At 60.3% G+C, this 20,529-nt stretch carries 24 protein-coding genes; 10 read left to right on the forward strand and 14 right to left on the reverse strand.

Going from position 1 to position 20,529, the window contains the following annotated elements:
- Positions 1-49 precede the first annotated feature (49 nt).
- The 3 genes from JJ917_16940 to JJ917_16950 form a co-directional block, all read right to left on the reverse strand.
- The gene (locus JJ917_16940) at positions 50-277 is read right to left on the reverse strand and encodes a DUF2798 domain-containing protein (GenBank protein MBO6700517.1); all 228 of its coding nucleotides are present in this window, start codon (positions 275-277) and stop codon (positions 50-52) included.
- A gap of 116 nt (positions 278-393) precedes the next feature.
- Positions 394-1,311, reverse strand: a complete 918-nt coding sequence (locus JJ917_16945) for a pirin family protein (protein MBO6700518.1) — start codon at positions 1,309-1,311, stop codon at positions 394-396.
- 153 nt (positions 1,312-1,464) lie between these two features.
- Positions 1,465-2,175, reverse strand: coding sequence for a protein phosphatase CheZ (locus tag JJ917_16950; GenBank protein ID MBO6700519.1), 711 nt, complete (start codon positions 2,173-2,175; stop codon positions 1,465-1,467).
- Positions 2,176-2,382: 207 nt separating this feature from the next.
- Here JJ917_16950 and JJ917_16955 point away from each other — a divergent pair, with 207 nt between their 5' ends.
- Positions 2,383-3,144 (forward strand): DUF2927 domain-containing protein, encoded by a 762-nt coding sequence (locus JJ917_16955; GenBank protein ID MBO6700520.1) that lies wholly within the window; start codon positions 2,383-2,385, stop codon positions 3,142-3,144.
- An 84-nt stretch (positions 3,145-3,228) separates the two neighbouring features.
- Here the strand turns inward: JJ917_16955 and JJ917_16960 are convergent, their stop codons facing one another.
- The 3 genes from JJ917_16960 to JJ917_16970 all read right to left on the reverse strand — a co-directional run bounded on the left by JJ917_16960 (position 3,229) and on the right by JJ917_16970 (position 5,749).
- Positions 3,229-3,717, reverse strand: a complete 489-nt coding sequence (locus tag JJ917_16960) for a DUF1772 domain-containing protein (GenBank protein MBO6700521.1) — start codon at positions 3,715-3,717, stop codon at positions 3,229-3,231.
- Between the two features lie 73 nt (positions 3,718-3,790).
- Complete coding sequence (locus tag JJ917_16965; GenBank protein ID MBO6700522.1) at positions 3,791-4,627, reverse strand: NmrA family NAD(P)-binding protein; 837 nt, start codon at positions 4,625-4,627, stop codon at positions 3,791-3,793.
- Positions 4,628-4,741: 114 nt separating this feature from the next.
- A complete protein-coding gene (locus tag JJ917_16970; GenBank protein ID MBO6700523.1) occupies positions 4,742-5,749 on the reverse strand; it encodes an AraC family transcriptional regulator ligand-binding domain-containing protein in 1,008 nt (335 codons plus the stop codon).
- Between the two features lie 281 nt (positions 5,750-6,030).
- Between JJ917_16970 and JJ917_16975 the strand changes: the two genes are divergently transcribed.
- On the forward strand, positions 6,031-6,831 hold the full coding sequence (locus JJ917_16975; GenBank protein MBO6700524.1) for a L,D-transpeptidase: 801 nt from the start codon (positions 6,031-6,033) through the stop codon (positions 6,829-6,831).
- Positions 6,832-6,894: 63 nt separating this feature from the next.
- On the opposite strand, the gene JJ917_16980 is transcribed toward JJ917_16975, so the two are convergent.
- Genes JJ917_16980 through JJ917_16990 form a run of 3 tightly spaced genes read right to left on the reverse strand, consistent with a single transcriptional unit; the run spans position 6,895 to position 8,450 of the window.
- Positions 6,895-7,398 (reverse strand): HugZ family protein, encoded by a 504-nt coding sequence (locus JJ917_16980; protein MBO6700525.1) that lies wholly within the window; start codon positions 7,396-7,398, stop codon positions 6,895-6,897.
- Between the two features lie 8 nt (positions 7,399-7,406).
- Positions 7,407-8,207: a class II glutamine amidotransferase gene (locus JJ917_16985; GenBank protein ID MBO6700526.1), complete on the reverse strand. Its 801-nt coding sequence runs from the start codon at positions 8,205-8,207 to the stop codon at positions 7,407-7,409.
- Positions 8,208-8,213: 6 nt separating this feature from the next.
- Positions 8,214-8,450 carry a hypothetical protein gene (locus JJ917_16990; protein ID MBO6700527.1) on the reverse strand — a complete coding sequence of 79 codons (237 nt, stop codon included), beginning with the start codon at positions 8,448-8,450 and terminating at the stop codon, positions 8,214-8,216.
- Between the two features lie 104 nt (positions 8,451-8,554).
- Here JJ917_16990 and JJ917_16995 point away from each other — a divergent pair, with 104 nt between their 5' ends.
- Together JJ917_16995 and JJ917_17000 are read left to right on the forward strand one after the other, a co-directional pair.
- Entirely contained in the window at positions 8,555-9,016 is a 462-nt protein-coding gene (locus JJ917_16995; protein ID MBO6700528.1) for an Lrp/AsnC family transcriptional regulator, read from the forward strand.
- A gap of 34 nt (positions 9,017-9,050) precedes the next feature.
- Entirely contained in the window at positions 9,051-9,419 is a 369-nt protein-coding gene (locus JJ917_17000; protein MBO6700529.1) for a hypothetical protein, read from the forward strand.
- 62 nt (positions 9,420-9,481) lie between these two features.
- Here JJ917_17000 and JJ917_17005 read toward each other — a convergent pair whose 3' ends face one another.
- The 4 genes from JJ917_17005 to JJ917_17020 form a co-directional block, all read right to left on the reverse strand.
- On the reverse strand, positions 9,482-10,063 hold the full coding sequence (locus JJ917_17005) for a GNAT family N-acetyltransferase (GenBank protein ID MBO6700530.1): 582 nt from the start codon (positions 10,061-10,063) through the stop codon (positions 9,482-9,484).
- Positions 10,064-10,180: 117 nt separating this feature from the next.
- Positions 10,181-11,548 (reverse strand): glycolate oxidase subunit GlcF, encoded by a 1,368-nt coding sequence (glcF, locus tag JJ917_17010; protein MBO6700531.1) that lies wholly within the window; start codon positions 11,546-11,548, stop codon positions 10,181-10,183.
- A 21-nt stretch (positions 11,549-11,569) separates the two neighbouring features.
- Positions 11,570-12,742: an FAD-binding protein gene (locus tag JJ917_17015; protein ID MBO6700532.1), complete on the reverse strand. Its 1,173-nt coding sequence runs from the start codon at positions 12,740-12,742 to the stop codon at positions 11,570-11,572.
- Entirely contained in the window at positions 12,742-14,205 is a 1,464-nt protein-coding gene (locus tag JJ917_17020) for an FAD-binding protein (GenBank protein MBO6700533.1), read from the reverse strand. The genes JJ917_17015 and JJ917_17020 overlap by 1 nt, the downstream gene beginning before the upstream one ends.
- Positions 14,206-14,607: 402 nt before the next feature.
- On the opposite strand from JJ917_17020, the gene JJ917_17025 reads away from it, so the two are divergent.
- From JJ917_17025 to JJ917_17040, 4 genes are all read left to right on the forward strand, one after another.
- Positions 14,608-15,561 carry a LysR family transcriptional regulator gene (locus tag JJ917_17025; GenBank protein MBO6700534.1) on the forward strand — a complete coding sequence of 318 codons (954 nt, stop codon included), beginning with the start codon at positions 14,608-14,610 and terminating at the stop codon, positions 15,559-15,561.
- A 126-nt stretch (positions 15,562-15,687) separates the two neighbouring features.
- A complete protein-coding gene (locus JJ917_17030) occupies positions 15,688-16,080 on the forward strand; it encodes a c-type cytochrome (protein MBO6700535.1) in 393 nt (130 codons plus the stop codon).
- 103 nt (positions 16,081-16,183) lie between these two features.
- Entirely contained in the window at positions 16,184-16,957 is a 774-nt protein-coding gene (locus tag JJ917_17035; GenBank protein ID MBO6700536.1) for a FadR family transcriptional regulator, read from the forward strand.
- A 36-nt stretch (positions 16,958-16,993) separates the two neighbouring features.
- The gene (locus tag JJ917_17040) at positions 16,994-18,148 is read left to right on the forward strand and encodes an alpha-hydroxy-acid oxidizing protein (protein MBO6700537.1); all 1,155 of its coding nucleotides are present in this window, start codon (positions 16,994-16,996) and stop codon (positions 18,146-18,148) included.
- Between the two features lie 271 nt (positions 18,149-18,419).
- Here the strand turns inward: JJ917_17040 and JJ917_17045 are convergent, their stop codons facing one another.
- Positions 18,420-19,124 carry a DUF3047 domain-containing protein gene (locus JJ917_17045; GenBank protein MBO6700538.1) on the reverse strand — a complete coding sequence of 235 codons (705 nt, stop codon included), beginning with the start codon at positions 19,122-19,124 and terminating at the stop codon, positions 18,420-18,422.
- Positions 19,125-19,275: 151 nt separating this feature from the next.
- On the opposite strand from JJ917_17045, the gene JJ917_17050 reads away from it, so the two are divergent.
- Both JJ917_17050 and JJ917_17055 read left to right on the forward strand, forming a co-directional pair.
- Positions 19,276-19,914 (forward strand): hypothetical protein, encoded by a 639-nt coding sequence (locus JJ917_17050; GenBank protein ID MBO6700539.1) that lies wholly within the window; start codon positions 19,276-19,278, stop codon positions 19,912-19,914.
- Positions 19,904-20,503: an HD domain-containing protein gene (locus tag JJ917_17055; protein MBO6700540.1), complete on the forward strand. Its 600-nt coding sequence runs from the start codon at positions 19,904-19,906 to the stop codon at positions 20,501-20,503. The genes JJ917_17050 and JJ917_17055 overlap by 11 nt, the downstream gene beginning before the upstream one ends.
- The last annotated feature ends 26 nt before the right edge of the window (positions 20,504-20,529 follow it).

The following is a 20,529-nucleotide window of genomic DNA, read 5'->3' on the forward strand; positions in this document are numbered from 1 at the left end:
TCGCCCGGCCGCGCCACCCGTTTGACGCCCGACTCCTGACCCGATCCTGTCAGTCGGCTTTGACCAGTTTGGCCACGAGCCTGCGGGTGATCGGCGCGACCACCAGGACGGCTGGGAAGGCGACGATCCAAGCATTGATCCAAGCCGCCATCCAAAGCGCGACGAAATCCGGCGGCAGGCCGAGCGCACGCCAGGTCGCGATACCCGAAACGAGCAACGACATAAGCCCGGAAAGAATGAAGCCGAAAAGGATGGGGGCGAATCGTGGAGGGATCATGGGCCTTCAATGAATGTTGTCATACCGGAAGCCTTAGGCTGTCCGGCATCTGCTACCAGCAATGCTATTGCCGATCCCGGATAGGCTGCAAGCAGCCTTCGGGGATGACACAAGGTCTAAGCCGTCGGCTGCTCTTTGATGAAGTTGCCGGTTTGCAAATCCTGGATCGCCTGCATCAGTTCCTCGCGCGTGTTCATGACGATTGGTCCGTGCCAGGCCACCGGCTCTTTCAGCGGTTGGCCGGAGACCAGCAAGAAGCGCATACCCTCCGGGCCAGAGCGGGCCACGACCTCATTGCCGGTGTCGAAATGTACCAACGTGCGGTCGCCGGATAGATCGCGAATGTTGAGCTCCTCGCCGGCAAACTCCTTTTCGACCTTCACGCCCGTCGGGCTCGATGCGTCGCGGAACGTGCCTGACCCAGCAAAGATGTAGGCAAAAGTGCGCGCATAGGTTTCGACGGGAAAGCTTTTCTTGGTGTTCGGCGGCATGGAGATGTCAAGAAACAGGGGATCGGCGGCGATACCATCGACTGGGCCTTTCTTGCCCCAAAAGTCGCCGATGACGATCTTCACGCACGTGCCATCATCGTCGATGATTTCTTCAACGTCGGAACCGGCAATGTCCTGATAGCGCGGGGTGGTCATCTTCAAGCTGGAGGGTAGGTTCGCCCAAAGCTGAAACCCATGCATCTGACCCTTGGCGTTCCCGCGCGGCATCTCCTGATGCATGATGCCGGACCCCGCCGTCATCCACTGCACAGACCCGGCGCCGAGCGTGCCTTTGTTGCCAAGCGAGTCGCCGTGTTCCACTTCGCCTTCCAGCACATAGGTGATGGTTTCAATGCCGCGGTGCGGGTGCCAAGGGAAGCCCTTGGCATAGTGCTCGGGCACGTCATTGCGGAAATCATCGAACAACAGGAACGGATCGGAGAGGTCCGTGTCGCCGAAGCCGAAAGCGCGGTGCAAGTGCACGCCGGCGCCTTCCATGGTCGGCGTGGCCTTGGATTCCTGAAGAACCGGGCGAAAGCTCATGGGTTCACTCCTCAAAGCAAGGGGCACCGCGAACGACTTCCCGCGGTGCGTTGAGGAGCAAGATAGTGCGCTGGCGGCAATTGCCATAGGCAGGTGCCGCACGACGCATTGTTTCATGGCGGTGAACGATAGACGGTCGCTGCGCGCGCCGACCTAGTCGAACAAAGCGTCAATGTCGTCCTGGCTGGCGACATTGGTGTCCTCGGCCATGGCCGGGCCATTGAGAAGTGCGGCGTCGCCCTTCGGACCAACGTCCAGCGTTTCGACTTCCTCAAAGCTTTCCATACCGCCCCAGATTTCCATCATGGAATCGATGCGCTCTTCGATGAAGCGCATGGTTTTGACCACTTTGGTAATCCGCTGACCGGTGATGTCCTGGAAGTTACAAGCCTCGAAGATCGTCATCACCGCCTCGGCGGCGTCATTGGCCATGCCCTGATCGTCGCCCGACAGTTTTGCTGACAGGTTGCCAACACGGTCTTCAACGGTTTCAGCGGCTGTCAGGATCGCTTCAGTCGCCTGTTCGGTCCCCTGAACAACGGCGTCCAATTCATCGGTCACCTTGCCCAGTTCTTTGCCCTGGAAGCCGGATTGATGGAGCGTGGCGATCTCGGTCTTCGTTTGCTGAATGGCGGCTCGGATAGCCGACATTTCGGCTTCCAACCGCTTCACTTCGGCCATTTCGCGATGGAAGGAATCGATCTTCGCCTGATCGAGTTCCTCGCGCGGCTCGATCATCTCTTTGAGTTCGGCAATGGCATTAAGGATCGCGACCGAGTCGCCGCCAGATAGGCTGGCAGCCGGTGCATCCGGCGCTGATACAGGAGGTCGACCGGAAACGCGGCCAACAGTTTGTCCATTCATGGACGCTTCAATTCGAAATGCTTTGCGCTTTGCTTGCGCCATGTGCCCAACCCTCTACGCGGCCTCACCAGGACCGCAACCTAGGCGAGCGATAGTTAAAAAGATGTTGGCGCCGATGGGCATTTCTACCGATAGGACTGACTTGCCGGAACGTCAGGCACAGGTCATGAAGGATCATCGCGATTCGAACCGCAGATGACGCGCTTGATGTTCACCGCACACACTCCCCGGTCTCAACCATCGGCGAATGCCGATCTGGCGCGGGTCATTGGTGTCCTGGCGATCGCGCTGCTGGTGTGGATCGCGAGCCCAGCAGTCGCACAGAGCCGTTTTTCCGATGCCGCGCTTGCCGATGGGTTTTATCGCACCGTCTTCGGCTTGGAATATGAAGCCGGCAGTCGCGGCGCGAGCGTCGTGAAAAAATTTGTCGGACCGGTTCGGCTTTATGTCGATCATCGATCGCGGATCGACAGACGTCGCGCGGTGGAGCGTTTCGTGGGGTCGGTGAACCGTGCCGTGCGTGGCCTCGACTTGCGGGTTGTCGATAGCCCGCTTGAGGCCAATTTCACCGTCTATGTGGTCGATCGGGCGCAATATGCTCAGGTGATCCAGGACGATGTCTACAACTCCTCGCGCGCCGAAGTGCGTGGCCGCTGCATGGTGCGTGTGCTGACGGGTCAAGGCGGGATCAGCCAGGCACAGGCCGTGATTGTGTCGGATGAAGGCGATTTCCTGTTCAACCGCTGCATGGTTGAAGAGGTCTTGCAGGGTCTTGGGCCGTTGAACGACGATCCGACTTTGACGGCCAGCGTCTTCAACGATCAATCCCAGCACACGCGGTTCATGCTGCATGATCGTTATGTGCTGAACATGCTCTACCATCCCCGCATTCAGCCAGGCATGCGCCGGGATGATGTCGATCGGGTGCTGCGCATGGTGCTTGGCGACGTGCGAGCCTGGGTGCGCTAGGCAGGTTTACAGGACGCACCACCCGAGGCTTTGGCTCTCTCGACCGCGTGCAGCAGCCGAGAGAGTTCGATCAGGGTTTGGGGATCAGACCAGCCCGGGCAACGCAAACAGGATCAACGCGGCTGACACCACGCAGGCGGACCCCCGCACTGTGTTCCAAAAGCTCCAGCGCGGCACATAGGTCTGGGTCCAGAACGCGCTGGTGGCCCCGTCGGCCACATCCATCTTGGCCAGGCGTTCGTTGAGCGGGACATTGAAGCCCACGGTCACGCCGAAACAGCCGATGAAATAGATGAACCCAGCGGCAGCGAGGATTGTTCCCGTGGTTCCGGGAACCGTTGTCAGCGCATAAACTGCGATCACCAGTGAGAGCGGCGCAAGGCCGAGAAACAGGGCCATGAAGACCCAACGAAAAACCTCGCGATTGATGACCTGCATGGCCTCAACGCCGCCGGTTCCAGAGGTCCGGGCGAGCGAACGCATGATGAAGTCCGAAAAGGCCAGGAACACGCCGCCGACCAGCGCGTAGGCGAGCGCGGCAAACTGGATGAGTATGAGAAAGAGAAGAGACACGGTCTTTGTCCTTTGGTTCGATGGGCGGGAGGCTGGCGCCTCCCGCCATGTTTGGTCTGTGTTAAGTTTGCGCCTAGGCGGCTTGGTGCCAAGCGCCTGCCTGGGCGGCACGCTTGGTGAAGTCGGAGAAGCTGCGTGGTGGACGGCCGAGCGCCCGCTGCACGCCATCGGTCAGGTGGGCGTTGCGTCCATCCAAGGTCTCACGCGCGATACCTGTGAAGACGTCGGCGACAAAATCGCCGCCTGCGTCGGCCACATTGCGGTGAAAGTCCTCAAAGGAAATCGGAAGGTGCTGAACCGGCTTTCCGATGGCGTAGGAAAGCTCCGCTGCCATGTCGGCGAAAGACAGCATTTCCGGTCCTGTCACCTCGTAGAGTTCGCCGGTGTGGCCCTTTTCGGTGAGGGCGGCCTCCACGACATCAGCGATGTCGTCAATGTCGATGATCGGCTCGCGGATATCACCGCCAGGCATCGGCAGCATGCCGGCCAAAATCGGGTCGCGCAGATAACCCTCGCTGAAGTTTTGCGCGAACCAGGCAGCGCGGACGATGGTGAACGGAATACCGGAAGCACGAACGACTTCTTCACCGAGCTTGGCGTGGTGTTCGCCGCGGCCCGAAAGTAGGACCAGATGTTGAAGGCCAGCCTCTTTGGCGGTCTTGCAGAGTGCGTCCAGTTTCTCGACCGCACCGGGGAAGGCAAGATCGGGAAAGTAAGTGACGTAGGCGGATTTCACCCCATTGAGGGCCGGACCCCAAGTTTCTGGGGCTTCCCAGTCGAAGGGGATGGCAGCGTTGCGCGATCCGCGGCGAACCGGCAGGCCGAGCGCTTCGAGTTTGCTGGCAACGCGGCGACCGGTTTTGCCGGTGGCGCCGATAACGAGGATGTCTTGATTGGGTTGGGTCTGCATGGGTTTGCTCCTTGGCTTGATGAGAGAGCCATGGAGTAGCCAGGGGCGGGCGATCCGGTCTTGACACTGTCGGTCACGCTTTTGACCGATGCTGCCACCGGTCAGGCGACGCGGTTAGAGCTCGCTATGCTGCCGGCGGAAATTGGCTGGCGTTTCGCCAGACCAACGCTTGAACGCGCGGTTGAAGGAACTCTGCTCGGAAAAGCCGGTCAGGAACGCGATTTCAGACAAGGCATAGCGCTCATCGCGCAACAGCCCTTCGGCGAGGTCGCGGCGAGTATCCTCGGTGAGCGCCTGGAAGGTAAGGCCGTGGTCGGCAAGCCGGCGATGCAGCGAACGCACGCTGATCCCGAGACGGCGGGCGACCTCCTCCATTTTCGGCAAGCCTTCGCTCAGCGCCCGGGCGATCACCTGTTTGGTCTGTTCCTCAAGAGACTGCTCACGCGTGACGGCCTGCAGCTCTTGATCCAGATGCTGGGTCAGAAACTGTGTGATGCCTTTGTCGCCAAGCTTGTTGGGACTTTCCATTGCCTCGCGGGAGATCAAAAGGGCGTCGCGATCAGAACCGAAGCTCACCGGCGCCAAAAAGTAACGCTCATGCTCCGAAACATATTGTGGCGCAGGATGTTTGAGATGCACTTCCAGCGGTGCAAACGCGCCTGTCGGTGAAACCTCACGCGCAATGGCGGTGGCGCTGGCCAGCGTTGCTTCATTGGAGAGGCGTAAACCCAGCCGCCGTGGCCCGGCGCGATGGAGAATGAACCAGGTGGCATCACCGGCCGGTTCAAGCTCATATTCAACCACGCTCGTCCAAAGGCGCGCATAACGGGCAATACGGGCATAGCCGCTGGAAAGCGTAAGCGCGGCTTTGAATGCCAGGCCAAGCGCGCCGTAATCATCGCATCGCATGGAGGCGCCCGTACGCAGCGGCAAGGATGTCGCGTCGATCTTGCCAGCGATCCGTTCCAGCAGATCGTAATAGGCGTCAGCCGCGACCATTGCTTTGGGGTCGACGGAGCTATCCGGCGAGAGACCGACCGACCGCAACAGATCGGCCGCGTCCACCTCTGGTCCGGCGGAAGCCACCATCTTGCGAACGAAGAGCGATGTGACGAAGCCCATAAGGCTTTATACTTGGCGCGCAATCGAGGTCCAGACGCGGCTTGGTGCCATCAATTCGCACGTTCACACCTGCTTAACCCTCTCGCCTAACCGGCGCTTTACCACGCCCGTTGGCGCGCGATTTACCATCAACAAAGCAATACCGGCTTTGCGCGCCTCTGATCGGGTTTTTCGGAAAAGGATTCACCATTCCCTTGGCGCTTTCTGGCCTTCTTAAAGCCAGTGTGCGGCGCGTTAGGCGCGGCATTCGTCTTCTTTGTGTTGCGTAAGGACGGTGCGAAATGGATTACGGGATTTGGACAAGCAAGGCGCTGCTCGGCCTTGGCGCCTTGACCATGTTGGTCGGCGTGTCGACGGGCGACGCGCAAGCGCAATCGGTCAGCTATCACGCGGGCTCCCCTTATGTGATGCTGCATGAAGAGCGCTCCTCGCCTTGGCTTCTTCAGCTTCAGCCTGGCTATGCGCGGCAGCAACACCATGTGCGCCGGCAGCAAGCGCGGCACGCCTATCAACGTTCGCTGAGCGGCCGCTTGGTCACGCAGCCAACTCATCGCCAAGCCGTTCAGGCGCATCGCCCGGCGGTGCAGGAAGCCAGCGTCGCGCCAAGCCACCAACTCAATCCGATCTTTCTGCCGCAGGTGGTGAGCTACGACACGCACCATGCGGTTGGCACGATTATCGTCGATCCGCACAACCGCTTCCTTTATCTGGTCGAAGAGAACGGTCAGGCCCGCCGCTATGGCGTCGGCGTCGGTCGTGCCGGGTTTGGCTGGTCGGGTACAGCTACTATCCAGCGCCGCGCCGAATGGCCTCGTTGGACACCGCCCGCCTCGATGATCGAGCGTCAGCCGGAGCTGGAAGAATGGCGCCACGGCATGCCCGGCGGCCTGGACAACCCGCTGGGTGCGCGCGCGCTCTATCTCTATGAGGGTGGCCGCGATACGCTCTATCGCATCCACGGCACCAACCAGCCTTGGACGATTGGCCAGGCGATGTCGTCAGGTTGCATCCGCATGCGCAATGAGGATGTGACCGATCTCTATGAGCGGGTGCGCATCGGCGCCCGCGTTGTGGTTCTCTAGGACAGAGACAAACGTTCCAGAAGGATCAAGAAGGCGGCTGGAGGCATTCCTCAGTCGCCTTTTTTACATCAGGTCTGATGCTTTCAGGTTGAAGGCCTTGCCGAAGCCGCCGTTCAAAAAGGCGCGTTCGGGCGTGATGCGCCAGAAATGGAAATCGGCGAAGTCCACATAGAGCTTGGCCTTGGGATTGCGCGCCAGATAGGCCGTTCGCGCCGCCTGCCGGTCCGATGCATCGACCAGGGCTGCTCGCCCAATCAACGTCAGACGCGGGTGAGTCAGCGGATCGCCGCCGGGTTTATTGATCTGTCCCGGCTCGCCGATCAGCAGCGAGCAGCGCCCATCGCTGGATAGCGCTGTGAAATGGGCTGACAGCTCCGACATCAAGAGCAGCGGCGCGCCATCGGCATCCAGCCCAAAGCCGGTTCGCGTCACCAATGGATGGCCCGTTTCGGGCTGTAGGTGGGCGAGCGCCGCGAAGGGCGCCTTGTCGAGCAGGGCGCGGGCCAAAGCGCGCGCATCATCATCGACCGGCCTTATCGGTGAGCCGGCTTTTTCGGGCGTGTTCATGCCGCGATTTATGCGACAGCGGCGCGAGCCAATCCAGTGCCAATCACCAGTGGCTGACGGTCGCACATGTCGGCACTGAGCGTGATGAGCGTGTCAGCCTCGACGCTTTGCCAGCCATTCGTCAGGCTATCCAGCGGCTCAGAGGCCAGCGTCCAGCCGTCTGTCTCGTTGCGCCGCAGGTAAAGCGTCGGGCAACGATCATCGCTGGCGTGGCGGAAGCCGTAGAGCGTCTTGCCATCGCTGAAAACGCAGGTGAGCCGCACTGCCTCTTTACCCGCGCCATAACAGCTTCGCTCGGCCAGCAGGTGAAGCAGCTTTTCAACGGCGGAAGCCGGATCATCCATCAAACCGAATGTCAGAAGCAGGAGGAAAATGAGCTCAGAGTCCGTCGTTCCACGGCGCAGTGCGTAGAGCTCATCGGGCAGCATCGCCTCCAAGCCGCGGCGGATCGCCTCAATGTCCGGCACCTGGCCATTGTGCATGAACGACCAATTTTTGTACGCGAAGGGGTGGCAGTTGACCCGCGAGGTTTCTCCCGCCGTCGAGGCGCGCACATGAGCGAGAAACAACCGCGAACGCACCATGCGGCAGAGACTTGGCAGATTACCGTCTGACCAGGCCGGCAGGACATCGCGGTAGAGCCCCGGCTCGGCATCCCGGTCGTACCAGGCAAACCCAAAGCCGTCACCGTTCACCGCCAGTTTGGCCTCGCTCGCATGTTGGCTTTGTTCCAAGAGCGAATGGTCCGGCTCAACGATGATCTGACCGAGTGCAACTGCGGGACCGAGATAGGCGGCAAGACGGCACATATCGGTCTAGTGGCGCGCTTCCATACGGGCGTGCAGTTTTTTGATCAGGCGACTTGCCGTCGTTTCAAAAAGCGGCGGGATGATCGCGTGGATCAAGGCGGCCAGACCGGCTCCAAAAAGCGTCAGCGCAAAGCCTGCGGCAAACCGCATATGCTGGAAATAGGTCTCATCGACACTGGCTGGGTGGTCGATGAAGCCGCGCCAGAAACTGCTGCGGGGTTGGGTATCGATATGATCGGTCATGCTGCGCTCCCAAGAATGACGTTCGTAGAAGCTCGCATGAAATGGGCGAGAGAATGTCCCAGATTTCGTTTCTTTTTCCAAACTATTGGGATACCATCCCTCACATGAGTATCTCACTCGACGAAATGGATCGTCGTATTCTTCGCCACCTACAACGCGATGCCTCCATGAGCATGGATTCGGTGGCCGATGCGGTGAACCTGTCGCGCAATGCCTGCTGGCGGCGAATCAAGAACCTGGAAGATGCCGGCGTTTTGACGCGGCGCGTCGCACTGGTCGATCCGCAGACCATAGGCCTCGATCTTCTCACCTTTGTATTGGTGCGCACCAACCGCCACGATGCTGACTGGCTGAAAGCCTTTCACAAAGCGGTTCGGGAACTGCCAGAGATTGTTGGCGCTCACCGCTTGTCCGGCGATTTGGATTACATCCTGCGGGTGCGCGTGGCGAGCGTGCGCGACTATGACGCGTTCTATCAGCGCCTTATTGAGCGCGTGCCGATTTCCGATGTTTCGGCAAGTTTTGTGATGGAAGACATCAAGGACACCACGGAGCTTCCGCTCTAACACCGTTGTCATGGGCGGCCCGCACCCTCATATCTTGTCTATGCCTTCAACGAGCACGCTGATCAGCAGTTTTGTTCTCTTATCCGTCGCCGCCATGGCGCTCGTGCTGTGGGCGGCGCAGGGCGGCGCCAATGAAGACGGACTTCTGATTGCGGTCTTTCCGCCGACGGCCGACGAGCGCACGATTATGCAAGCCGTGGTGGCGGCGGAGGGAACCTTTGTGCGGGCGAGCCTGCCGGAAACCATTGTCATTGCTCACAGCAGACAGCCCGACTTTGCCGATCGCTTGAAGGCAGAGGGCGCTTGGCTCACCTATTCCGATGCGCCCTTCGGCAATGGTTTGGCCGGATGTCTGGCGTTGGCCACGGTGCCGTTTGAAAGGGCGGTGGTTCCGGCCCGCTAGCTTACTGGCGATGGAACCGGTTTGGCGCCTTCATCCAAAGATGGTGCGACAGGCGGACGTGCTCAAGCGAGCTCCTTGACCATTAACAGCGCCTCGGTGGACTCCAAGCCGAAGTCAGCCAAACGAAACGGCCGCCGCGCCTTTTCCAGGTAACCTGCCCGCTCATAAGCGTGGATGGCACCAACGTTGGACGCAACGACAACCAGCGCAAGACCTGGACAGCCACATTCATGCGCCTGCGACTCGGCCTCGTCCAACAGGGCTGTCCCTAGGCCCTGCCCGCGGCTATCGGGACTCAACGCCACGAAGTTGATGTACCAATAACCCGGCACAAGGTTTTCCAGTTCCTTGAGCGCCAACAAGGCGTCGGGAACGTCGAGCTCTGCCGGCTCGGGCGTGGTCGGCAAGGGGTATCCAATCATGCCCCCAAGTGGCAGGCCGCCTTGCACACACACCCACCCATGGCGGTAGCTGAACTCGCCTTCCTCCGCGCGCACCAGAGCGAGACCGAACTCCGAACCGTCCATTCCGTCCGGCGCCATTTCGCGCAAAAGCGCGGGCACAAAACCGTCGCTCGCCATGTCGATGACACGCAGGATCAGCGCGGCGTCCTCTGGTGTGGCCTTACGAATGACCGGTTGCACAGCCCACTCTCCTTGTCATTTCAGCCAAGGCGATGGGATTGGAATCGGGCGACCGCGTCAAGGCATCTTGATTGAAAGTGGGCAGCAGCGTTTCGGCGTCGATCAAGCCTGAGGATGCTACTCCGCGGCTTGCATCCAGCTTGGCTCGGGCAGATGATCGGCGACCTCGCGCCCGCGCATCAGCTCGATGAGCTCGTCCGGCATGCGTCCGCCATAGGCCCAATTCAAGAGCTGCACGGTGTGAATGATCGGCAGGTCCGTGCCGGTGCCGATTTGCGTCATGCAACCGATGTTGCCGGTGGCGATCAGTTCGGGATTGGTGCTTTCGATGTTGGCGACCTTGTTGTCGCGCAACTGGCGCGCGATCTGCGGCTGCATGATGTTGTATGTGCCCGCCGACCCGCAGCAAAGATGGCCCTGCGGGACGTCTTTGACCGTGAAGCCCGCTGCTTTCAGCAACGTCTTCGGCGTGGTCGTGATCTTCTGGCCATGCTGCATCGAGCAGGCCGAATGGTAGGCAAGCGTCAGGCCGGAGACCTGCGTCGGTGCGCCAAGGTCGATGCGCTCCAAATACTCAGTGATATCGCAGGCAAGCGCCGACACCGTGCGGGCTTTTTCGGCATAGGCCGGGTCCAGCCGCAACATATGGGCGTAGTCCTTGATGGTCGTGCCGCAGCCGGATGCTGTGATGATGATCGCATCCAGGCCCTCGCCCTCGATTTCGCGCATCCAGGCATCGACATTGCGGCGGGCATCGGCAAGCGACTTTTCTTCCTTACCCATGTGATGGACAAGCGCGCCGCAACACCCTTCGCCTTTGGGCAGAACCACTTCGATGTCTTTGCGGGTGAGCAGATCGATGGTCGCCTGATTGATGCCTGGATTGAGCACGGGCTGGGCGCAGCCGGAAAGAAGCGCGACGCGGCCGACTGGCGCAGCCTCGGGCGCAAAACTCGTGCCGGGTTCTGGACCACGGGCAGGCACCTTGGTCGGCGCCAATGAGAGCATCGCCCCAAGACGCGCGAACGGTCCGCCCATGCGGCTCATGATTGGCGCGAACGGTTTGGCAAACAGCGCCGCCAAGAGCGACAGGCGGAACCGGTTGGGAATCGGCAGCACGAAGGCCAGCGTTTCGCGGATCAGCCTGTCGTGCCAGGGGCGCTTATAGGTGTTTTCGATGTGCGCACGGGCATGATCGACCAGATGCATATAATGCACGCCGGACGGACAGGTTGTCATGCAGGAAAGACACGACAGGCAGCGGTCGATATGTTTGACCGTTTTCTCGTCCGCCGGCTGATCATTCTCCAGCATGTTTTTCATCAGATAGATGCGGCCACGCGGGGAATCGAGCTCGTCGCCCAGGATCGAATAGGTCGGGCAAGTGGCGGTACAAAAGCCGCAATGTACGCAGGTGCGCAGGATCTTTTCAGAATGCGCGACATGCGGATCGGCCAGCTGTTCGGCGGTGAAATTGGTTTGCATATTACTCTCTAAACCTTCGCCCTAAACGCCAGCATACATGGCGCCGGGGTTGAACAGGCCCTGCGGATCAAGGCTCGCCTTGATGGATCGCGTGAGCGCCATGTGCGCCGGTTCCAGCGGATTGAACACCGGAACGTTGGCTTTGATGGCGGGTGGCGCGCGGAACAAGGTTGCATGGGCGCCTGAATGCGGCTCGCAAGCCGCGCGGATGACATCGGCGCCTGCATCGTCCGCAACTCGGGTTTGCAGCCAGACCAGACCGCCGGACCAATCGTAGAACGCACTAACGGTTCGATGGGCGGCAATTGCAGCCACGATGTCAGGGCCAGCCATGGCCGGGCAAGAAATCCGCCACAGCGCTGCATCGCCATCTGCCGGAAACGCCGCAATGTCGCGAACATCCTTCCAGAGCGCGATGTGTTCCTCGCCGGTAAGCGCCGATCCGGACACGCCAAGCGTCTTTTTCAGTTCAGGAATGCGGTAATCGAGCTGATCGGGAAAGCCTTCCAGACGCATCAGCGTGCGCGCCGGTTTACCGTCCATGGCAGGCAAATGCGCTGCGCCATTGACCTCAAACGGTGTGCCCATGGCGCGGCCAAGGAGATTGACGCCGTCGCGATCCGACAGCCCCTCCACGACAAGCGTGCGGCCTTCGGGTGGGCGCGGTGTAACCTTGAAGATCACTTCGGTCAGCACGCCAAGCGTGCCCCAGGCGCCGGCCTGAAGCTTGACCAGATCAAGGCCGGTGACGTTTTTCATCACTCGGCCGCCATTCTTGATGATCTCGCCACGGCCATTCACGAACCGCACGCCAATGAGGTTGTCGCGGGCTGCGCCAGCCAAGATGCGCCGGGGACCGGATATGTTGCCAGCCACGACGCCGCCGATTGTCGGTTCGCCTTCGGTGCCCAGGGCTGTGCGGTAATCGACCGGCTCGAAGGACAAGATCTGATTTTTCTCTGCCAAAGCCGCCTCGATCTCGGCCAGCGGTGTGCCCGCCCAGGCGCCGATGACCATCTCGGCCGGCTCATAGAGCGTGATGCCGGTGAGGCCGGAAAGCTTCAGCGTTTCTTCGCTCTGTACCGGGCGCGTGACCGCGCTGCGCGTGCCGCCACCCTCGATGGTTAGCGGACGACCAGCCTTGACCGCATCGGCGACAAAGTCGGCGACAGCCTGTTCGGTTGCAAGGGACATCAGGCGGCCTCACCGGTTTGCATTGGCTCAGATTCCAGCCGACCTTCCAGCGGGAACACTTTGGCCGGATTCATCAGCCATTCGCGGTCAAAGACGGCGCGCACCCGCATCTGCTGATGCAGGTCAGCTTCATTGAACTGGTCGGTCATCAGGTCGCGTTTTTCGATGCCGACGCCGTGCTCGCCCGTCAGGCAACCGCCAACCTCCACGCAGAGTCGCAGCACATCATTGCCAGCCAGTTCGGCCTTGTCGCGCTCTTCGGGATCATTGACATTGTAGAGGATCAGCGGATGCAAATTGCCGTCACCGGCATGGAAGACGTTCGCGACACGAAGGCCATAGCCTTTGACAATCTCATCGATGCCCTTCAGCACGCGCGGCAACTGACCGGTCGGGATTGTGCCATCCATGCAGATGTAGTCCGCGATGCGTCCGGTCGCGCCGAAGGCGGATTTGCGGCCTTTCCATATCGCGGCAGCCTCCATCGCCGACTCGCTTTCTTTGATGCGCTTGACCTTATGCTCGCGGGCGATCTTGACGATACGCGCAAGCATCGCATCCATCTCGGCCTCAGAGCCCTCAACCTCGATGATAAGCAACGCATCGACGTCCATCGGATAACCGGCCTTGGCAAAGCCTTCGCAGATGTCGATGGCCGGCTTGTCCATGAATTCCATGGCCACCGGCACGATGCCCTGCGCGATGATGTCGGCAACGCAGGCGCCCGCCTCAAGCGCGGTCTCAAATCCGAAGAGAACCGGGCGCGCGCCCTCCGCCTTGGGGAGCAGTCGCACCGTTGCCTCGGTGACGATGCCCAGCTGACCTTCGGAGCCGCATAGCAGACCGACCAGATCATAGCCTGGGCCATCGAAGCTCTCGCCACCAAGCTCCAGGACGGTGCCGTCCATCAGCACCAGCTTCAGGCCGAGCAGATTGTTGGTCGTCACACCATATTTCAGGCAGTGAGCGCCGCCGGAGTTCATCGCAATATTGCCACCGATCGTGCAAGCCAGCTGCGAGGATGGGTCGGGAGCATAAAAGAAACCATCCTTGGCGACGGCATCCGATATTGCGAGATTGGTGATGCCGACCTGCACAACCGCGGTGCGGTTGGCATAATTGATCGAAACGACCGAGCGCATCTTCGACAGTCCGATCACCACCGCGTCTTCCTGGGGGATGGCGCCGCCGGCAAGTGATGTTCCAGCACCGCGAGGGACAACCGGTACGCCATGGTCGCTGCAAAACTTCATCAGCGCGGCGACTTGTTCAGTTGTTTCCGGCAAGACGACAGCCAATGGGACCCGGCGATAGGCGGTGAAGGCGTCGGTTTCGTAGGGCACGAGCTGCTTGGGATCGGTGATCACGCCCTCGCCAGGCACGATCGTGCGAAGCCCGGCGACGATCTGATCGCGCTTGCCGACGATGGCCGTGTCCGGCTGCGGCATTTCAATGAAACCCATGGTCGCCTCCTTTACCCCTAGACGCGGCGCGATTTACTCAGGCGCCGCTGTGCCGGTTGGCCCGGCAATTTTCCTGCAAACCTTAGCATCCAAAACCGATTGCGAACCGTACCTACTATTGCGGATCGTTCCGGAGCTTTCCGGCTACATGCCTCATCAAACAGGCATTGGTCAAGAAATTTTACCTCTCAACGCGATTTGCATTGTATCGTAGAAACTACTTATATAAACGAAGTTGCATGCTGGATGGGCCACACAGATGACGACTTTCTGGGCGCGCCGAAGAATAGAAAACGGTTTCAGTGATCGCGGCGGGGTATGGTCTCCGCTGCGCAACACGGTCTCTGCGAATGCCATAAGCGTTCGTAGGATCATTCGATCGAGTGGGATGGGCAACGGCCTATGAGCAATTTTCTCGACCTGGAAATTTTCGCCCGTGTCGTCGCTGCTGGCAGTATGTCGGCCGCCGCTCGCGATATGTCGCTTTCACCTGCTGTGGTCTCCAAACGCTTGCGCCGGCTTGAAGACCGGCTTGGCACCCGGCTCCTGCAACGCACCACACGCCAGATCGCGCTGACCGAGGCCGGCAAAGGGTTTTACGAGCGCGTGGTCGCCATTCTCGCCAGCGTCGAGGAAGCAGAGAGTTTCGTTACCAGGCGCTCCGCAATGGCATCGGGCGTCTTGAAGATATCGGCGCCGACCAGTTTTGGACGCATGCATGTCGCGCCGCACCTTGCGTCCTTCATGGCGGCCCATCCAGAACTGACGCTGCAATTGGTGCTTGCGGACGACTTCGTTGATCTCGTCGGTGAAGGCTTCGATGTCGCACTTCGGATAGCCGAATTGAACGATTCCACTCTCGTGGCGCGCAAGCTTGCCCCGATCCACCGGGTGCTTTGCGCTTCGCCAAGCTATATCGAAAAACACGGCATGCCGGAGACAATCGAAGATCTTGGCCGCCACACGCTGCTCGCCACCCAGGCGCAAGACGTCTGGAAGTTGGAAGACAATGTCGGAGACGGCACTGCGGTCAAACCGCAATCGGCCATCCTCACCAATTCCAGCGAAGTGATCCGCGAAGCGGTGTTGGCCGGGATTGGCATAAGCCTGCGTTCCACATGGGATGTTGGTCCGGAACTATCCTCCGGCGAGCTGCAAATCGTTCTGCCGCGCTACCGCGCATCCCGCGGCGTTGGACTCTTCTCGGTGTACCCAACCCGCCGGTTCCTGCCAGCCAAAGTACGGGTGTTCATCGACTACATGGCGAGCCTCTATGGCCCCTCCCCCTACTGGGACAAAGGCCTGGATGCCGTTCTCAACCCTGTCGAGCAGGATCTGCGCGCGGCCGCCGAATAGCGGTAATTTCCAGCATTTTCACAAGAAACGATGGATGGGTTTGGCAATCTTTGTCAGCCCGTCATATTGACGAACCATTCTTGCCGCTCAACATTGGTTGATCCGTTTGAGCGAGCAGAGGTCCGCATGCGCCGCTCCCTTTTTGCGCTATCTTTGGCCGCCACAGTTGGTGGCGCCACCCTTCTTATGAACCCTACCAACGCTTCAGCCGATGGCGACGCCCAAGCAGGCGCGAGCGTTTTCAATCGCTGCTCGGCCTGCCATCAGGTGGGTCCAGGCGCGCGCAACGCTGTCGGACCACACCTTAACGGGGTCATGGGCCGGGCGCTGGCCGGCGTTCCAGACTATGACTACTCCGATGGCCTTGCCGCGCGACGCGGCGAGTTCTGGAACCGAGACCTTGTTGCTTCCTATATCGCCGATCCAGCACGCTTTATTGGCGAGCGCAGCACCATGCCAGCCCAACGCCTACGTCCCAGCCAAGTGGACGATTTGCTGGCTTACCTTGAGTCGCAGTAGCCGCGAACCGCACGCAACTTCTGGCCAATTGATTTGACCAGTGGCCGGCGCATACCCTAAGGCTGTGCAAAAGACTGCCACAAACACAAGGCTTGCACGCCGCATGGTCTTCCAGCCGATCGTACAAAAACGTACCGCCGAATCCGTTGTCGAGCGGTTCCGCATGTTGATTTTGGATGGGGTTCTGCGACCTGGCGACCGTCTTCCTGCCGAGCGCCAACTGGCCCTGGACCTTGATGTTTCTCGTCCGATCCTGCGCGATGCGCTGGCGCAATTGGAAGCCGACGGCCTGATCGTTGCCCGCCACGGCGAAGGCACGTTTATCGCTGATCTCATCGGCGATGTGTTTTCTGCCCCCATCGCCAAGCTGCTTCGGGCCTCGCCGCAGGGCATGGCCGACTACCTTGAATTTCGACGCCTGCTTGAGTCCGACATGGCCGCGATGGCGGCCGAACGGGCGACGCAATCGGATCGCGACATGCTCAAGGCGCTGGGCGAAGCGATGCAACACGCCCACGAAAACGGCGATGCGGAGCGCGAGGCGCAGCTTGATGTCGAGCTGCACACGCTGGTCGTCGAATCCGCGCACAATCTCGTTTTCTTACACGTTCTGCGCGCCTGCTACCGGCTGCTGGCGGACGATGTTTTCGACAATCGCAAACGCCTCTATGGCCAGCCCGGAGAGCGCAAAACGCTGCTCGATCAACATTTGGCGCTGATCAAAGCGATCATCGCCGGCGATGCCGAAGCGGCGCGACGCGCTTCGCAGGCGCATATCGACCATGTCAGCCTAGCCAGCCAACATCTGACAGCGGCCGACGCGCGCGAAGAAACATCAAAACTACGGCGCACCATTCGTCTGGCCAATGCCGGCTAAAGGCGCGTTTTTCAGTATGCGTAATCGGGGGACCTTATGACCATAACCACAATCCATGACCTGCAGATTTTGGCGGAACGGCGCGTGCCGCGCATGTTCTACGATTACGCCGATTCCGGGTCCTGGACCGAGCAGACCTATGACGACAATGAAGACGATTTTGAGCTGATCCGGCTGCGCCAAAAGGTGGCGATCAACATGGAAGACCGCTCAACCAAATCGACAATGGTCGGCCAAGAGGTTGCCATGCCGGTTGCCTGCGCGCCCACCGGGCTGACGGGCATGCAGCATGCCGATGGCGAAATCCTGGCCGCCAAGGCCTGCGAGGCGTTCGGCGTTCCGTTCACGCTCTCGACCATGTCGATCTGCTCCATCGAGGATGTGGCTGAAAACACGTCCAAGCCCTTCTGGTTTCAGCTCTACATGATGCGCGACCGTGATTTCATGTCCCGGCTAATCCAACGGGCCAAGGATGCGGGCTGCGCGGCGCTCGTCCTCACGCTCGACCTGCAAATCATCGGCCAGCGTCACAAGGATATCCGCAACGGACTATCCGCGCCGCCCAAGCTCACCATTGCCAATATGATCAACATGGCGACCAAACCGCGCTGGTGTCTGGGGATGCTTGGCACCAAGCGGCGCGAATTCCGCAACATTGTCGGCCATGTCAGCGGGGTGGACGATATGTCCTCGCTGTCGGCCTGGACCAATAGCCAGTTCGATCAGTCGCTGACTTGGGACGACGTCGAATGGGTGAAAAACCAGTGGGATGGCCCACTGATCCTCAAAGGCATTCTTGATCCTGAGGATGCGACGCTTGCGGTGAAGACCGGCGCCGATGCGCTTATCGTGTCCAACCACGGCGGACGCCAGCTTGACGGCGCCTTTTCATCGATCCGGATGCTGCCGGTGATCGTTGATGCGGTTCAGGGCGATATCGAAATTCACATGGATGGCGGCATCCGCTCCGGCCAGGATGTGCTGAAAGCGGTCGCCCTCGGCGCGCAAGGCACCTATATCGGGCGTGCGTTTCTCTATGGCCTTGGTGCGATGGGACAAAAAGGCGTGAGCACCGCGCTGGAGATCATCCATAAGGAGTTCGATACGACGATGGCGCTGTGCGGTCGCACAGCCGTTGACCAACTCAATGGCGATAATCTCTATCTGCCCGAAGGTTTCGAGGCCGGCTAGGACTCCCAAAAAAGCCCGCCAGCATAGTGCTGACGGGCTCATTCACCTGATGGCGAATGGTTATTTCTTGTCGCCACCGCCTGTCTGCGGGCGATGCGGTTTCTTCACCGGCCCATCAGACAGTGGCCCACCACCGGTTGGTTTCGGTTTTGGGTCGTTTGATGCCAACTCTTCAAGAAACTTGCGCATGATCTGCGTCCTCCCCTTGGTTTTTGCCCCGATACACGTTGTGCGAGCAAAGCCTAACCGCCGGAGCTCGGCTTGTCGAATGCTAACCTAGGGAAAGGTTGCGCAGGCCCGCCACATTAACCGCACCGGTGTCATCGGAATCCGACGACACGCCGACGGCGATCAACGTTTCCTTGGCTTGCCCAAAGGCACGGACGTGATCAGCGGCAAGGTCCACGCGTTCGCCGGTCCAGCCGCGCGTTCCCGCGCTGCGCAAGACGACCGTCTTGCCGCGGCCGCGCAAATAGGGGCTGTCGAGCACGGCGCCGCGCTGGGCGTTGCCGCCCCACACATAAATCAGCGTTCGCCCGCCGCGCATGCCCAAAAGCCGCGACATGGAAGGTGTGGAATCGCCAAAGCGGTCCGCCGTCGCGGCATCGACAAAGACGAAATAGAGAGCGATCGCGCGATCATCACCGCCACGCGCTGCCAAGTTGGTGGGGCCGACGGTCTGGCTCACCTGCCATTGCCAACTGGCTGACGACGCATTGCGCGCGGCACGTGGCACGACGCCGTAGACCACCGAGGAGGACTGGCTGGCATTGATCGTCAGCGCGTTGCCGCCGAGGCCGAAGTCGGTCGGCGGGATGCCGCGAAACGTCCAGGCTTGCCACCCGTTAAAGCTGATCGACGTCATCGCTTCGGCCGGGGTCGATGTCGCCAACAAGGCCGGGGCTGCGGCAAGGCCGGCACCAAAGGCAAGGAGGGATCGTCGTGTCAGGTGCGTGGCATTGGGGGATTTCAGCATGCTCAAGACTCGCCTAGGTTTCTGAAGGTCAGCATCATGCGGGTTGTGGTCTTAGACCTACGCACGACCGCGACCATTCGATGACTCAAGACCAGTCTGTGTGTTCACAAAGTAGTGTGCGCATCACCAAACCGAGGCACTTAGAAACGGCATGCCCCTTCAAAACCGCGTCCATCCTTGCGGGTCCTTGCATGCCGTCAGTTCGCGCGGAACGCTGATGGGCAATCGTGGCGGACGTATCCATGACCCTGAAACCAAATCGCTTCTGCCGACGAAGCGATGGGCAAGCCGCGCCTGGATCGCTTGTGATTTGTCGTTCAAGAAACGCCAACGCGCGCTCTGGGGCGAGAGCTACACCGAGCTTTTCTTCCTCGACGAGGTGACGGCGCTGGCAGGCGGGCACCGGCCCTGCTTTGAATGCCGGCGAGCGGACGCGAAAGCCTTTCAAGCTGCTTTTTTTGGTGGGTTGAAAGCTGATCAAGGATGGGAGAGCCCTCCGAAAGCGCCGGTTATGGACCAGGTGCTGCACGAGGCGCGTGTCGGCGAAGAACCGTCGCGAGCCAGGCTGCGGGATCTACCTGCGGCAAGTATGGTCGTGATGGACGATCAGGTTTTCGCGATTCGCGGCGGGGCCCTGTTGCCCTGGTCGTTCGACGGTTATGGCAAGCCACTGCAAATTGACGATGATCGAGTGCTGGAAGTGGTGACGCCGGAGCCTGTTCTCGCAGCGCTGCGCAGCGGCTACCGACCACATTGGCATGACAGCGCAAGGCAGAACCATGAAAGCTGAGTTAGACAAGGCGACCATTGCGGGGATTTTCGACTTTCTGCGCCAATCGGGCGATCTGAAAGACACGCTGCGCAGCGGTTTCACCAATGCCGGCGCGCAGGAAAGCACAGCCGAACACAGCTGGCGGCTCGCCCTGCTGGTGATTGCGTTGGAGCCCTATTTCGACGGCCTCGACACCTCGCGCATGTTGAAGATGGCCATCCTGCACGATCTCGGTGAGGCCGTGACCGGCGACGTACCGGCGATCCATCAATCGGGCGACCCGGATATCCGGCGGATGGCCGAACGGGACGCCGTCGCGATGCTCAGCGAATTTTTGCCCGAATGTGTCGGTGAGACCGTGAAGGCGATCGCAGCGGAGTATGATGCCGGTGAAAGCCATGAGGCCGCCATGATGAAAGGGCTCGACAAGCTTGAGACCATCTTTCAGCACGCCACCGGCGAAAACCCGCCCGATTTCGACTATGCCTTCAATCTCGACTATGGGGCGCACTGGACCCGCGACGATGCGCTTCTTGCCAAACTGCGTCGCTATGTGGACAGTTTGACCCGGGCGCGGATGACCGTAGCGGAAGGCTCGGAGAGCTAAGGTCAAACCCTGATAGTCACCGATTG

This window comes from Hyphomicrobiales bacterium (assembly GCA_017642935.1).
Lineage (GTDB): Bacteria > Pseudomonadota > Alphaproteobacteria > Rhizobiales > MH13 > MH13.